The organism is Streptomyces sp. ALB3, assembly GCF_044385685.1.
Lineage (GTDB): Bacteria > Actinomycetota > Actinomycetes > Streptomycetales > Streptomycetaceae > Streptomyces.
Window position 1 is genome coordinate 138,628 of the sequence record NZ_JBISCE010000031.1, and the last position, 13,754, is coordinate 152,381.

The following is a 13,754-nucleotide window of genomic DNA, read 5'->3' on the forward strand; positions in this document are numbered from 1 at the left end:
TGTCTACTGGTCGTACTCGTCCAGCGGCGGGCAGGAGCAGACCAGGTTGCGGTCACCGAACGCACCGTCGATCCTGCGCACCGGCGGCCAGTACTTGTCCGAGGGCGTGACACCCGACGGGAAGACCGCCTCTTCACGGGTGTAGCCGTGGGCCCAGTCGCCACCGAGCGCCGCGGCCGTGTGCGGGGCGTTGCGCAGCGGGTTGTCGTCCGCGCTCCACTCGCCGGAGGCCACCTTGTCGATCTCGCCGCGGATGGCGATCATCGCGTCGCAGAAACGGTCGATCTCGGCGAGATCCTCGCTCTCCGTCGGCTCGATCATCAGCGTGCCGGCCACCGGGAACGACATGGTCGGTGAGTGGAAGCCGTAGTCGATCAGCCGCTTGGCGATGTCGTCGATGCTGACGCCGGTCGCCTTGGACACCGGACGCAGGTCCACGATGCACTCGTGCGCGACCAGACCGGCCGGGCCGTTGTACAGGACCGGGAAGTGCGGTTCGAGGCGCTTGGCGATGTAGTTGGCCGCGAGCACGGCGACCTGCGTCGCACGCTTGAGCCCTTCGCCCCCCATGAGGCGTACGTAGGCCCACGAGATGGGCAGGATGCCCGCCGAGCCCCACGGAGCGGCCGAGATCGGGCCGACGCCGCTCTCCGGGCCCGCGGCGGGCTGGAGGGGGTGGTTGGGGAGGTAAGGGGCCAGGTGGGCGCGCACGCCGACCGGGCCCACACCCGGGCCGCCGCCGCCGTGCGGGATGCAGAAGGTCTTGTGCAGGTTCAGATGGGAGACGTCTCCACCGAAGTGGCCCGGCTTGGCCAGACCGACCAGGGCGTTGAGGTTGGCGCCGTCCACGTACACCTGGCCGCCGGCGTCGTGCACCTCGCCGCAGATGTCCGCGACGTGCTCCTCGAAGACGCCGTGCGTGGAGGGGTAGGTGATCATGAGTACGGCGAGCTCGTCGCGGTGCTTCGCGATCTTGGCCCGCAGGTCCTCTATGTCGACCTCGCCGTCGTCGGCGGTCTTCACCACGACGACCTTCATGCCGGCCATCACGGCGCTCGCGGCGTTGGTGCCGTGCGCGGAGGACGGGATCAGGCAGACGGTGCGCGCGTGGTCGCCGTTGGCCCGGTGGTAGGCGCGCACGGCCAGCAGCCCGGCGAACTCGCCCTGCGAACCCGCGTTGGGCTGGATGGACACGGCGTCGTAGCCGGTGACCTCGGCGAGACGCTCCTCCAGCTCACGGATGAGGGTGAGGAAGCCCTGCGCCTGCTCGGCCGGAGCGAACGGGTGGAGCGCACCGAATTCGGGCCAGGTGATCGACTCCATCTCGGCGGTCGCGTTGAGCTTCATGGTGCAGGAGCCGAGCGGGATCATGCCCCGGTCCAGCGCGTAGTCGCGGTCGGCGAGCTTGCGCAGGTAGCGCAGCATCGCCGTCTCGGAGCGGTGCTGGTGGAAGACGGGGTGGGTGAGGACGGCATCGGTGCGCAGAAGGCCCCCGGGCAGCGCGTCGGCCGCCTCGGCGTCCAGCGCCTCGATGTCGCCGGCTGCGCCGAAGGCGGCCCAGACGGTGGCGACACGGGCGCGGGTGGTGGTCTCGTCACACGCGACCGAGACGTGGTCGGCGTCGACGAGGCGGAGGTTCACCCCGCGCTCCCGCGCGTCGGCGACCACGTCGGCCGCCTTGCCCGGCACGCGGACGGTGAGGGTGTCGAAGTACGCCTCGTGCACGACCTCCGTGCCCGCGGCCCGCAGCCCCTCGGCCAGGATGGCGGCGAACCGGTGGGTGCGCCGCGCGATCGTACGCAGCCCGTCCGGCCCGTGGTAGACGGCGTACATGCCGGCCATGACGGCGAGCAGCACCTGGGCGGTGCAGATGTTGCTGGTGGCCTTCTCGCGGCGGATGTGCTGCTCGCGGGTCTGCAGGGCCAGCCGGTAGGCCTTGTCGCCGTCCGCGTCGACCGAGACGCCGACGAGCCGGCCGGGCAGGCTGCGGGCGAACTTCTCGCGTACGGCCATGAAGCCGGCGTGCGGTCCGCCGAAGCCCATCGGGACGCCGAAGCGCTGCGTGGTGCCCACGGCGATGTCCGCTCCCAGCTCTCCGGGCGAGGTGAGCAGCGTCAGGGCCAGCAGGTCGGCGGCGACGGACACGATCGCGCCCAGTTCGTGCGCCTGCTCGATGACGGGCCTGATGTCCCGCACGGCACCGGAGGCCCCGGGGTACTGGAGCAGCACACCGAAGACCCCGCGCTCGGCCACCTCCGCGGGAATGCCCTCGGTGAGGTCGGCGACGACGACCTCGACCCCGGTCGGCTCGGCGCGGGTCTCGATCACCGCGATGGTCTGCGGCAGCGTGTCGGCGTCGACCAGGAAGACGCCGTCCTTCACCTTGCCGACCCGTCGCGCCAGCGCCATGGCCTCGGCCGCGGCCGTGCCCTCGTCCAGGAGCGAGGCCCCCGAGGTCGGCAGCCCGGTGAGGTCGGCGACCATCGTCTGGAAGTTCAGGAGGGCCTCGAGACGGCCCTGGGAGATCTCGGGCTGGTACGGCGTGTACGCCGTGTACCAGGCGGGGTTCTCCAGGACGTTGCGCAGGATCACCGGCGGGGTGAAGGTGCCGTAGTAGCCGAGCCCGATCATCGGTGCGAGCACCTGGTTGCGGTCGGCGAGGCTGCGCAGCTCGGCCAGGACCTCGGCCTCGGTGCGGGCACCGGGAAGGTCCAGCGCATCGGCACTCTTGATCACGTCGGGCACCGCGGCGGCGGTGAGCTCGTCCAGGGAGCCGTAGCCGACCTGGGCGAGCATCTTCGCCTGCGCCTCGGCATCGGGCCCGATGTGGCGCTGCTCGAACGGAATGCCCTGCTCCAGCTGGGCGAGCGGAGTGCGACGGGGGGTCATGATGGAGGCCTCCTGGTCTGTCACGACCTGCGAGGGGCGCGCCACGGCGTGGCTGCCCGTACGGCCTCCCCCTCTGTCATCTCGACCTGAGAGCTTCACCGGCACGCCCTGGGGCGTACCGGCTTTCACCGTCGGTGAGGGCGGCGCCCGTCGCGGCACGTGCCGTACGGATACCGCCCTGCTTTCCAGAGTGACCTCGTCCGTGCGGTACGGGGGCCTGAGAGATTCCGGGGAGGAGTTGCTCCTTCGGCGCCGCCGGATCGCTCCGGAGGACTCTCCCGCACAGGGTCAGCAGCCGTGTCCCAGCCTACCAGCGGGCCCGGCGCGGGCTGTCTCGAGTGGCCGACGGTCCGGATCTGGCCTTTCGTAGTGCCTGTGGAGCAGCCGCGACCACTTGACGCAGTCGTGACCAGTGGGAGGCACCGTGCAGGCCGACATCGATCCGCGCAGCCTGATCGGCCGCAAGGCCTTCGACCGTCGAGGTGCCAGGATCGGAACCGTGGACGAGGTCTATCTCGACGACGCCACCGGGGTACCCGAGTGGGCCGCCGTGCGCACCGGTCTCTTCACCAGGGACGCGTTCGTCCCGCTGGAGCCGAGCGAGTTCGTCGACGGATCACTCGTGATCCCCTTCGACCGGTCCCTGATCAAGGACGCGCCCGACTTCGGTGTCGGCCGCCATCTGTCCCCCGAACAGGAACTGCAGTTGTACCGGCACTACGGGCTGGACTCCTCGCCCTCCGCCGGGGCGGGTCCCGACAGGGACTTCGGCAGGCTCGCGGGCCAGGAGGAGTAGTCGACCGCGTCACGCACCAGCGGAAGCGGATCGGCCGGACGCAGCTGCGGATCGTCGACACGGAACGTGCGCACCCGGCCGGGCGGTGACCACGGCTCCTCGAAACGAACGGTGACACGGCCGACGCCGCTGCCCTGCACCCAGCCGTGACCGTGGACGTCGTGCCGTACGTCGTGTCCGGCCTGCCAGCGCCGCGAGGCCGGCTGTTCCCCGCCCTCCGGCGTCTTCGCCGCGCCGTCTCCCTCGTCCGGGGCGGCGGAGGACTCCTCGGCGGCGTGCTCGGCGTCGGCGGCCTGCGCGAAGAGATCCTCCTGCGTGAAGTCCGCAAGCCCTGTGACACCGACGCCGAGCAGCCGCACGCCTCCGGTCGTGTCCACGGCCTCCAGCAGCCGCGCGGCGGCCTCCCTGACCACCGTGGGGTCGTCGGTGGGCCCGCGGAGGGTCTCGGATCTGGTGAGCGTCGAGAAGTCGTAGCGGCGCACCTTGAGGACCACGGTGCGGCCGGAACGCCCCGCGCCCCGCAGCCGTCGCACACACCGGACCGCGAGCCGTTCCACCTCCGTGCGCACGCGCACACGGTCGTGCAGGTCCACGTCGAAGGTGTCCTCGACCGAGACCGATTTGGCGTCCCTCTCGGCGACGACCGGACGGTCGTCGTAGCCCCGCGCCATGCGGTGGAGCGCGACGCCGTGCGCCTTCCCCAGCAGCCGCACGAGCTCCGCCTCACCGGCCTCCACCAGGTGGCTGACGGCGGTCATGCCCGCGCGCCGCAGGTGGTCGCCGGTGGCGGGCCCCACACCCGGGAGGATCCGCACGGACATGGGAGCCAGGAGTTCACGCTCGGTGCCGGGCTCGATCAGCAGCAGACCGTCCGGTTTCGCCTCCTCCGAGGCGATCTTGGCAAGCATCTTGGAGCCGGCCAGACCCACGGAACCGCTGAGTCCGGTGACGCTCCTGATCACGGTCCGCAACTGCTCACCGACCAGGCGCGCGGACGCCGAGTCGTCGGCGACCCCGCCGGCCTCGAGATCGACGAAGGCCTCGTCCAGACTGAGCGGCTCCACGAGCGGTGACAGCCGCCCGAGCAGCTCCATCACCTGGTCGCTCACTGTCCGGTAGAGCGCGAAACGCGGGATCAGGTACGCGGCGTTGGGCGCGAGCCGTCTCGCCTGCGCCATCGGCATCGCCGAGTGCACGCCGAGACGGCGCGCCTCGTAGGAGGCGGTGGCGACCACCCCGCGCATGCCCAGTCCACCGACCACCACCGGCTTGCCACGCAGACTGGGCTTCGCCGCCTGCTCCGCGGAGGCGTAGAAGGCATCCATGTCCAGATGCAGGATGGTGGGCGCGGCTCTCACACGGCCGATGCTGCCCTATGCCACTGACAACCGCTCCGCCCGGCGGGTGCGCCACGCCGCCCGCCCCGGTGTCTCAGCCCGCGCGATTGCGTCGGCGTGCCAGTTCGTCGCCGGGGTTGGGGCCGATCAGGGTCTCCCCCGTGTCGACACGCTCCCCGTGCAGCTGGGACAGTGCCGCGTCGACGTCCCGCCAGACGACACCGACGGCGATCCCGAAGACGCCCTGACCTCCCTGGAGCAGGTTCACGACCTCGTCCGGCGAGGAGCACTCGTAGACCGTGGCGCCGTCACTCATCAGCGTCATCCGCTCGAGGTCGGTGAATCCCCGGGCCCTGAGGTGCTGAACCGTGGTGCGGATGTTCTGCAGCGCGACACCCGTGTCCAGGAAACGCTTGACGATCTTGAGGAGCACCACGTCCCGGAAGCTGTAGAGACGCTGCGTCCCCGACCCGTACGCCGGACGTACGCTCGGTTCCACGAGCCCCGTACGCGCCCAGTAGTCGAGCTGCCGGTAGGTGATCCCGGCCGCCGCACATGCAGTCGGCCCCCGGTAGCCGATCTCCCCTGTCACTGCCACACCGTCCGCTGCCACCACCGCCGGCTGAACCGGCTGTCTGATGGAGTGGTCGGCCGCACTGCCGTGCTGCCGGTACGGCCCACCCTCAGCCGTACCGTCGCCGCTGCTTCTCACGCCGACCTCCGTCCTTGACCTGCCACCTCGAAGGTAGGCAGTCACCAGGGGTGCGTCAACGATCGCCACACTCGGCACGCCGAGTGATAATCACCCTGAGGGTGGTTTCCCGTGACTGATTTCCGGGAACGGCTTGTCGGATGCGCTGACGCTGCCCCTCGGGACGGTCACTGACTGTTCGTGCCGAAGTCCTCCGGCGAGATCTGGTCGAGGAACTCGCGGAACTTCTCCACCTCGTCCTCCTGTTCGTCGGGGATGGCGATGCCCGCGTCGTCCAGCACCCCGTCACTGCCGTAGATCGGCGTGCCGGTGCGCAGGGCGAGCGCTATGGCGTCGGACGGCCGTGCGCTCACCTCGACACCACTGGCAAAGACCAGCTCCGCGTAGAAGACCCCTTCTCGGAGGTCCGTGATGCGGACCTCGCTGAGCTCCTGGCCCACGGCCTCGAGCACGTCCTTGAAGAGATCATGGGTCAGCGGCCTGGCCGGAGCCATGCCCTGCTGGGCGAAGGCGATCGCGGTCGCTTCCCCAGGGCCGATCCAAATAGGGAGGTACCGGTCGCCTCCCACTTCACGCAGGAGCACGATCGGTTGGTTGGAGGGCATTTCCACCCGGACACCCACAACGTCGAGCTCGTTCACACAGCAACCCTAGGACGTGCCCGCCATGTTTGGATAGTCGGGCTCGTCCGCCCTCAGTGGAAGCTGACCTTCAGAGCGGTCTGCACGAGCGCCGCGTGGAGGCGCACGGAGAGCTCCGCCAGCTCCTTCGCGGTGGCCTCCGCATGTGCCCTGGTCTGCGGATTCCTGTGCCGGCGCAGGGGTGCGACCACCTGCTCGACCAGCCCCGCCTCGCGCTCGGCGGCGGCCTTGACGGCGCGCAGGTGCCGGGGTTCCAGACCAAATCTGCCCAGGTCCGCCACGAGTCGTGCCACGGTCACCGCCTCGGCGTCGTAGCTGCCTCCGGCGGCGGGCACGATCAGCCCGTACGACTCCCACTCGGCGAGCTGCTCCTCGGTGGCCTCGGCGGCGGCGAGGAGTTCCGGGCGCCCGATACGGGAGGCGGTGTTCTGCCCGAGGTCCTGGTCCCACAGGACCTCCGTGGACTCGCCCTGGCCGCCGCCGGACGGGAGCGCGGCCTGTTCTCCGCGGGCGAGTGCTTCGAGGTGCTCACGGATGACCTTGAGCGGCAGGTAGTGGTCCCGCTGCATGCGCAGCACCTGAGCCAGCCGCTCGACGTCGGCAGAGCTGAACTTCCGGTAACCCGATGGCGTGCGCTGGGGCTCGACGAGACCCTCCGCCTCCAGGAAGCGGATCTTGGAGATCGTGACTTCGGGGAACTCGTCGCGCAGCCGCAGGAGCACCGTGCCGATGCTCATCGCACGCTCGCCCGCGGCGGCGGTGCCGTGACCGGCACCGCCTGTCGGTGTTCGCAGCATGGACCTTCCTGGTGGTCCCCCCGGACGTGGTCCGGGGAAGGGTCACACGCCTCGCTGGCTCGCGTAGAAGACCAGCCGGTACTTGCCGATCTGGACTTCGTCACCGTTGGTCAGCGCGACGGAATCGATGCGCTCGCGGTTGACGTAGGTGCCGTTGAGGCTTCCGACGTCGCCCACCGTGAAACTACCGTCCGGGCTCCTGTGGAACTCCACGTGACGCCGCGACACGGTCACGTCGTCGAGGAAGATGTCGCTCTGCGGGTGACGGCCGGCCGTCGTCAGGTCGCCGTCCAGCAGGAAGCGGCTGCCGGAGTTCGGGCCACGCCGGACCACCAGCAGCGCCGAACCCGCCGGCAGCGCGTCCACGGCGGCCTGGGCCTCCGGGGAGAGCGAGGGAAGGACCGTCTGGCCCGTCGCCTCGGCCTCGTACGCCTCGATCCCCGAGATCGAGATGGTGGAGGTCGTCTCCGAGGCGCGCTCGGGCACCCCGCCCCTCAGCGGCGCACCGCAGTTGGAGCAGAAACGGCTGGCCTCGGCGTTCCGATGCCCGCACCTCGTACAGACCGGCATGGACGAGCCCTCCGGAGCGGGGGCGTACCCTCCACCCGTACTCGAGGTCGATGATTCCCCGAAACCTATGCGTCCAGAACCCCCGGGGTCAACGGACGACGCGCCGGACCCGACGGCGCCTCCCTGGACCTCGTCACGGAAGAGCGGGCGCTCCGAGCCCTGCTCCTCGGCGCCCTGACCCTGACGCGGAGCGCGGTGGCGGGCAGCGCTGCTGTCCTCGCGGGCACTCTTTCCGAACAACTTCGCAAACAACTTCACGGGCGTTTCCCCTTGACCGAAATAGACCCGCCCGTGGGGCAGGACGAACCCTGAATGAACACACCTGCCGACCCGGACATCTTCACAACGTCCGTATCCACCCGACAGTTTCCACCACGCGCCACCAATCCGTTGCGCCGACCCCCCGCAACCCGGTGTGCGTGTCCTGTGAGCACCGCGCCCCACCGCCTCACCGGGACGACGACCGGGCGTGGTCGGGCTGTTCCGCCGGCCGCAGGGCGTCCACGACGATGTCCTCGGCGCGTGTCACCTCGGCCGTGGCCTGCTCCTTCTCGAGCGTCTGCACGACACCACCGGGGATGTTCAGAGCCGGCTCCAGGTCCTGCGGTTTGCCGATGACCTCGAACTCGTAGGGAGCCTCGATCCTGCGGCCGTCGACTCTCAACTCTCCCCCGTCACCGGAGAAGTATGTATTGGCCACCACCCGCACGCCGTTGATCTCGATCGCCTCGGCACCCGCGGCCCGGAGCTCCTGGATGGTGTCCAGGAGCATGTCGGACTCCACCGCGCCGCTCGGGTCACTGATGGTCAGCGTGATGCCGGGGCCGTGCGCCGCGACCGTTCCCGCCAGGATACCGAGCTGACGCTCCTTCTCGAGCGTCTGCTTCCGGGCCTCCTCCGCCTGGTCGGAGCTGTTCTCCAGTTCCGTGCGCTGGTCGTCGAGGCGCTGTTTCTCGTCCTCGAGGCGCTGGGTCCGGTTGTCGAGCTCGTCGAGGATGCGGACCAGGTCCTCCTGGCGGGCGCCACGGAGGGCGCTGTTGTCGCTGTTCGACCTGACCTGGATGGCCAGCCCCAGACCGAGGACGAACAGCAGGAGGGCCACGATCAGTTGGGCCCTGCTCACCCTGGGCGGCCAGAGGCCCGCCCGAAGCCGCTGGCGCCCTGAGACGGTCCCGGGCGCGTCCGGCGGGGACGCGGGCGGCACCGGGGCCGGTGCGGGCGCCTCGGCCGGGAGCGCGCCGGCGGGGCCCCCGCCGCCGAGCCTCTGTTCGCTGTTCGGGTTCTGTTCGCTGTTCATCGGCCTCACGCCCGGAAGACGTGCCGGCGGATCGCCGCGGCGTTGGAGAAGATCCGGATGCCGAGCACGACCACCACGCCGGTGGAGAGCTGGGCGCCGACGCCCAGTTTGTCGCCGAGGAAGACGATGAGCGCGGCCACCACGACGTTCGACAGGAACGACACCACGAACACCTTGTCCACGAAGATCCCGTCGAGCATGGCCCGGAGACCGCCGAAGACGGCGTCGAGCGCGGCCACCACGGCGATCGGCAGATAGGGCTCGACCACCGCCGGCACTTCGGGCCGGACCAACAGTCCGACCACGACTCCCACGACGAGGCCCAGTACGGCGATCACGATGTGCCCTTCCCTGTGTCTGCCGCACCACTGCCCGTGTCTGCGGCCTGAGGCTCTGCTGTACGTACGATCAGGCTGGGCGCGGCCGGAAGACGCACCTTCTCCTGCTCGGAGATGCTGGTGCGGATGTCGAAGCTCTCGTGCAACGCCTGAAGGTACTGGCCGTCCGCACTGTCCTGGAAGGCTGTGGCGAGCCTCTTCCCGTCCCCCACCGCCAGCACCGTGTACGGCGGCACCAGCGGCCTGTTGTCGACCAGTATGGCGTCGCCCGCCGCACGGATCGCGGAGAGGGCGGTCAGCCGCTGGCCGTTGATGGCGACCGCCTCGGCGCCCGACTGCCACAGACCGTTGACCACACGTTGCATGTCCCGGTCACGCACACGCCCGGTGTCGGCGAAACCGGCGGACTCACGGGGTCCTCCGCCGCCCTCGTCGGTGTCCTCGGCGTCGTCCACGACGAGCTTGACGCCAGGCCCCTCGACAGCGGTGGCGCCCGACAGCAGCGCCACGAGACCGCCCTGGTCCCCACCGTGCTCCTGAAGCGCCCTGCGCTGCCGCTCACCGACGTCCTTGCGCAACTCCTCGACCTGCTTCTCGAGCGTGTCCGCCGTGGAGGTCTCGGCGTTGACCCGGTCGATGAGCTCCTCGCGCTCCTTGGCCACGACCGGCGCCGCCACCCGGGCCTCGGCGGCACCGAGTGTCACCACGAGAGCGGCCAGCACCAGTCCCGCGGCGAGACCCAGCTTCGCCCTGAGTGTCCGTGGCAGGCCGTCACTGCCTTCGGCGCGACGACGGGCCGAGGCCTCGGCGTATCCCTCGTCGAGGCTGTGTTCCATCACCGTGGTCAGCAGCGACATGGAGGCGTCGGGGCGGGGACGCGGCGGAGCACTGCTCCGATCGGGGGGCGGCTGCGGCATGCCGCACATCGTCGCACGTCATGCCCGCTGCCGCCGAATGGCCCCACCGTCGGCCCGGAAGCCGCGGCGTACGGGCTTCCGGGCTCACGGCTCAGCGGGTCAGTCGCCCGCGCTGTCCACGATCGCCGCCCACTCGTCGAGCAGTGCCTGAGCGGAGGCGTCATCAGGGCCTTCGGCCCACAGATGGGTGACCGCCTCCGACGGGTCGGGAAGCACCATCACCCAACGGCCGTCGGTCTCGACGACCCGGACACCGTCGGTGGTGTCCACACTGCGCTCTCCAGCGGCCTCGACGACCCGCCGCATGACAAGCCCCTTGACGGCCCACGGCGTGGCCAGGTCACGGCGCAGCACGTGCGCGCGCGGGATGCGGGCATCGATCTGGCTGAGGGTGAGCTGCGTCCGGGCCACCAGGCCGATGAGCCGGACGAAGGCCGCCGCACCGTCGAAGACGCTGCTGAACTCGGGCACGATGAAGCCGCCTCGGCCGTCACCGCCGAAGATCGTCGTGTCCTCGCGGCCGACACGGGTCAGATCGTCGGGGGACGTGGTCGTCCACTCCACCTGCGTTCCGTGGTAGGCCGCTACTTGTTCGGCGACACGGGTGGTGGTCACCGGAAGGGCCACCCGTCCGCTTCGCCGCTCCGCGGCCACGAGGTCGAGCATGACCAGCAGCGCGCGGTCGTCCTCGATGATGCGGCCACGCTCGTCCACGAGGGACAGCCGCTCACCGACGGGGTCGAACCGGACGCCGAAGGCGGCCCGCGCGGACGACACGATCTCACCGAGGCGCACCAGGCCCGCGCGCCTGGACTCGGCGGACTCCGTCGGCCGGGACTCGTCGAGCCCCGGGTTGATGGTCAGCGCGTCGACACCGAGGCGTCCGAGGAGGCTGGGCAGGACGAGCCCGGCGCTGCCGTTGGAGGCGTCCACGACCACCTTGAGGCCCGCGTCGGCGATGCCCGCCGTGTCGACGTTGCGCAGCAGCGAACCCGTGTAGGAGTCGTAGACGCTCGACGGGAAGTGCAGGTCCCCGATCTCTCCGGGGAAGGCCCTGCGGTACTCCTGACGGGCGTAGACCCGGTCCAGCTTCCGCTGACCCGCCTGGGAGAGATCGGCACCCCGCTCGTCGAAGAACATGATGTCGACCGAGTCGGGGACGCCGGGAGACGTACGGATCATGATGCCGCCGGCGCTGCCCCGTGCGGTCTGCTGCCGGGCTACCGGCAACGGCACGTTCTCCAGGTCGCGGACGTCGATGGCACTCGTCTGGAGCGCCGAGATGACCGCTCTCTTCAGCGCGCGGGCACCGCGGGAGTGGTCACGGGCGGTGGTTACCGTCGCACCTTTCTTGAGGGTCGTCGCGTAGGCGCCGGCGAGCCGGACGGCGAGCTCCGGCGTGATCTCCACGTTCAGGATGCCGGAGACGCCACGGGCTCCGAAGAGGTGTGCCTGGCCGCGCGACTCCCAGATCACCGAGGTGTTGACGAAGGCGCCGGCCTCGATGGTCTTGAACGGGTAGACCCGCACGTTGCCCTGGATGATCGATTCTTCGCCGACCAGGCACTCATCACCGATGACGGCACCGTCCTCGATGCGGGAGGCCCGCATGATGTCGGTGTTCTTGCCGATCACACAGCCGCGCAGGTTGCTGTGCTGTCCGATGTAGACGTTGTCGTGGACGACCGCCCGGTGCAGGAACGCGCCCGATTTCACGACGACGTTCGATCCCACCACGGTGTGTTCGCGGATCTCCGCGCCCGCTTCGATCTTGGCGTAGTCACCGATGTACAGCGGCCCCCGCAGCACCGCGTCGGGGTGGACCTCGGCGCCTTCCGCGACCCAGACGCCCGGAGAGATCTCGAATCCGTCGAGTTCGACGTCGACCTTGCGCTCCAGCACGTCGGCCTGGGCCTTCACGTAGCTCTCGTGCGTGCCCACGTCCTCCCAGTAGCCTTCCGCCACGTACCCGCAGATCAGCTTGCCGTCCTTCATGAGCTGCGGGAACACGTCGCCGGACCAGTCCACCGAGGTGTCGGCCTGTACGTAGTCGAAGACCTCGGGCTCCATGACGTAGATGCCCGTGTTCACGGTGTCCGAGAAGACCTGGCCCCAGGTCGGCTTCTCCAGGAACCGCTCCACCTTCCCGTCTTCGTCAACGATCGTGATGCCGAATTCCAGCGGGTTGGGGACCCGGGTCAGGCACACGGTGACGAGTGCGCCCTTCTCCTTGTGGAACGCGATGAGGTCGGTGAGATCGAAGTCGGTGAGGGCATCGCCGGAAATGACCAGGAAGGTGTCGTCCTTCAAAGCCTCTTCGGCGTTCTTCACACTCCCCGCGGTGCCGAGCGGCTTCTCCTCGTTGGCATAGCTGAGTTCCATCCCGAGTTCTTCGCCGTCACCGAAGTAATTCTTGACGAGTGAGGCGAGGAACTGGACGGTGACCACGGTCTCATTGAGCCCATGCCTTTTGAGCAGACGTAGCACGTGCTCCATGATGGGCCGGTTGGCCACGGGCAGGAGCGGCTTGGGCATGCTTGAGGTCATGGGGCGAAGGCGGGTGCCTTCACCGCCTGCCATCACGACGGCCTTCATATCGGTAACGTCCTCCTCGAAGAGACGACGGTCTGCCGATTTCGCCCGTCGGGGCGACACACAACTGTCGGGTGCGGGCCGGCGACTCTGCACGGCACCACGTCAACGAGCTAATCGGCTACTTGATCCGCCTTGACCAGACGGCGGACCTGGACCACATAGAGGATCCCTGCCCACCAATAGAGGGTTGTACCCCATCCAGCGAACGCCCATCCGAAAATGGTGCCCAGCGAAGCAAGCCAACCACTTCCGTCGCTGAGCAGCAACAAGGGGAAGGCGTACATCAGGTTGAAGGTCGCGGCTTTGCCCAGGAAGTTCACCTGCGGCGGCGGATAGCCGTGCCTGCGGAGGATTCCCACCATGACGAGGAGCATCAGCTCACGGGCCAGGAGTGCGGCGGTCAGCCACCACGGCAGGATCTCGCGCCAGGTGAGCCCGACGAGGGTCGACAGGATGTACAGGCGGTCGGCAGCCGGATCCAGGAGCCGGCCCAGCTTGCTGATCTGGTTCCAGCGACGGGCGAGCTTGCCGTCCAGGTAGTCACTGACTCCGCTCAGCATCAGGACCAGCAGAGCCCAGCCATCACTGTTGGGCCCGCCGAACACGGGGCGAAGGATCAGCCACAGGAAGAGCGGTACGCCGACAAGGCGAGCCATGCTGAGGATGTTGGGGATGGTGAGTACTCGGTCCGTCTGAACTCGAGTCTCCTGGACCTCCACCCGGGGGCCTCCTGTGAAGAACGTGCCAATGATGCCCCCTGACCTTACCCTCAGCCCCAGGACGCCGATGCACAGGGGTGGGAAGCCGCCTGGCCGTGAACGCAGAAAAGCCCCGTGCCACAAGGGCACGGGGCTAGTCCGCAATA

At 69.4% G+C, this 13,754-nt stretch carries 12 protein-coding genes and 1 riboswitch; of the genes, 1 reads left to right on the plus strand and 11 read right to left on the minus strand.

Features of this window, described 5'->3' with window-relative positions:
* Positions 1-3: 3 nt before the first annotated feature.
* Entirely contained in the window at positions 4-2,889 is a 2,886-nt protein-coding gene (gcvP, locus tag ACHFIV_RS19395; protein ID WP_398970392.1) for an aminomethyl-transferring glycine dehydrogenase, read from the minus strand.
* Between the two features lie 195 nt (positions 2,890-3,084).
* A riboswitch (glycine riboswitch) is annotated at positions 3,085-3,180 on the minus strand.
* A 133-nt stretch (positions 3,181-3,313) separates the two neighbouring features.
* Here gcvP and ACHFIV_RS19400 point away from each other — a divergent pair.
* A complete protein-coding gene (locus ACHFIV_RS19400) occupies positions 3,314-3,685 on the plus strand; it encodes a PRC-barrel domain-containing protein (protein ID WP_398970395.1) in 372 nt (123 codons plus the stop codon).
* On the opposite strand, the gene ACHFIV_RS19405 is transcribed toward ACHFIV_RS19400, so the two are convergent.
* The 10 genes from ACHFIV_RS19405 to ACHFIV_RS19450 all read right to left on the minus strand — a co-directional run bounded on the left by ACHFIV_RS19405 (position 3,607) and on the right by ACHFIV_RS19450 (position 13,608).
* Positions 3,607-5,043 (minus strand): DNA polymerase IV, encoded by a 1,437-nt coding sequence (locus ACHFIV_RS19405; RefSeq protein WP_398970398.1) that lies wholly within the window; start codon positions 5,041-5,043, stop codon positions 3,607-3,609. The two genes, ACHFIV_RS19400 and ACHFIV_RS19405, sit on opposite strands and share 79 nt — an antisense overlap.
* A 73-nt stretch (positions 5,044-5,116) precedes the next feature.
* On the minus strand, positions 5,117-5,734 hold the full coding sequence (locus ACHFIV_RS19410) for a MerR family transcriptional regulator (RefSeq protein WP_398970401.1): 618 nt from the start codon (positions 5,732-5,734) through the stop codon (positions 5,117-5,119).
* 167 nt (positions 5,735-5,901) lie between these two features.
* The gene (locus ACHFIV_RS19415; protein WP_030794342.1) at positions 5,902-6,375 is read right to left on the minus strand and encodes a bifunctional nuclease family protein; all 474 of its coding nucleotides are present in this window, start codon (positions 6,373-6,375) and stop codon (positions 5,902-5,904) included.
* 53 nt (positions 6,376-6,428) lie between these two features.
* Positions 6,429-7,172, minus strand: coding sequence for a transcriptional regulator FtsR (ftsR, locus tag ACHFIV_RS19420; RefSeq protein WP_398970405.1), 744 nt, complete (start codon positions 7,170-7,172; stop codon positions 6,429-6,431).
* 42 nt (positions 7,173-7,214) lie between these two features.
* A complete protein-coding gene (locus tag ACHFIV_RS19425) occupies positions 7,215-8,000 on the minus strand; it encodes an FHA domain-containing protein (RefSeq protein WP_398970407.1) in 786 nt (261 codons plus the stop codon).
* Positions 8,001-8,190: 190 nt separating this feature from the next.
* Positions 8,191-9,039: a DUF881 domain-containing protein gene (locus ACHFIV_RS19430; protein ID WP_398970410.1), complete on the minus strand. Its 849-nt coding sequence runs from the start codon at positions 9,037-9,039 to the stop codon at positions 8,191-8,193.
* 5 nt (positions 9,040-9,044) lie between these two features.
* Entirely contained in the window at positions 9,045-9,377 is a 333-nt protein-coding gene (locus tag ACHFIV_RS19435; RefSeq protein WP_003970459.1) for a small basic family protein, read from the minus strand.
* Positions 9,374-10,294, minus strand: coding sequence for a DUF881 domain-containing protein (locus tag ACHFIV_RS19440; RefSeq protein WP_398970413.1), 921 nt, complete (start codon positions 10,292-10,294; stop codon positions 9,374-9,376). The genes ACHFIV_RS19435 and ACHFIV_RS19440 overlap by 4 nt, the downstream gene beginning before the upstream one ends.
* 99 nt (positions 10,295-10,393) lie before the next feature.
* On the minus strand, positions 10,394-12,889 hold the full coding sequence (locus ACHFIV_RS19445) for a sugar phosphate nucleotidyltransferase (RefSeq protein ID WP_398970415.1): 2,496 nt from the start codon (positions 12,887-12,889) through the stop codon (positions 10,394-10,396).
* 110 nt (positions 12,890-12,999) lie between these two features.
* Positions 13,000-13,608, minus strand: coding sequence for a CDP-alcohol phosphatidyltransferase family protein (locus tag ACHFIV_RS19450; protein ID WP_398970418.1), 609 nt, complete (start codon positions 13,606-13,608; stop codon positions 13,000-13,002).
* Between the last annotated feature and the right edge of the window lie 146 nt (positions 13,609-13,754).

Bases quoted from the DNA above. Each gene is read 5' to 3' on its own strand.
- gcvP (WP_398970392.1), bottom strand. From the start codon at position 2,889: ATGACCCCCCGTCGCACTCCGCTCGCCCAGCTGGAGCAGGGCATTCCG.
- ftsR (WP_398970405.1), bottom strand. From the start codon at position 7,172: ATGCTGCGAACACCGACAGGCGGTGCCGGTCACGGCACCGCCGCCGCG.
- ACHFIV_RS19430 (WP_398970410.1), bottom strand. From the start codon at position 9,039: ATGAACAGCGAACAGAACCCGAACAGCGAACAGAGGCTCGGCGGCGGG.
- ACHFIV_RS19440 (WP_398970413.1), bottom strand. From the start codon at position 10,294: ATGCCGCAGCCGCCCCCCGATCGGAGCAGTGCTCCGCCGCGTCCCCGC.
- ACHFIV_RS19445 (WP_398970415.1), bottom strand. From the start codon at position 12,889: ATGAAGGCCGTCGTGATGGCAGGCGGTGAAGGCACCCGCCTTCGCCCC.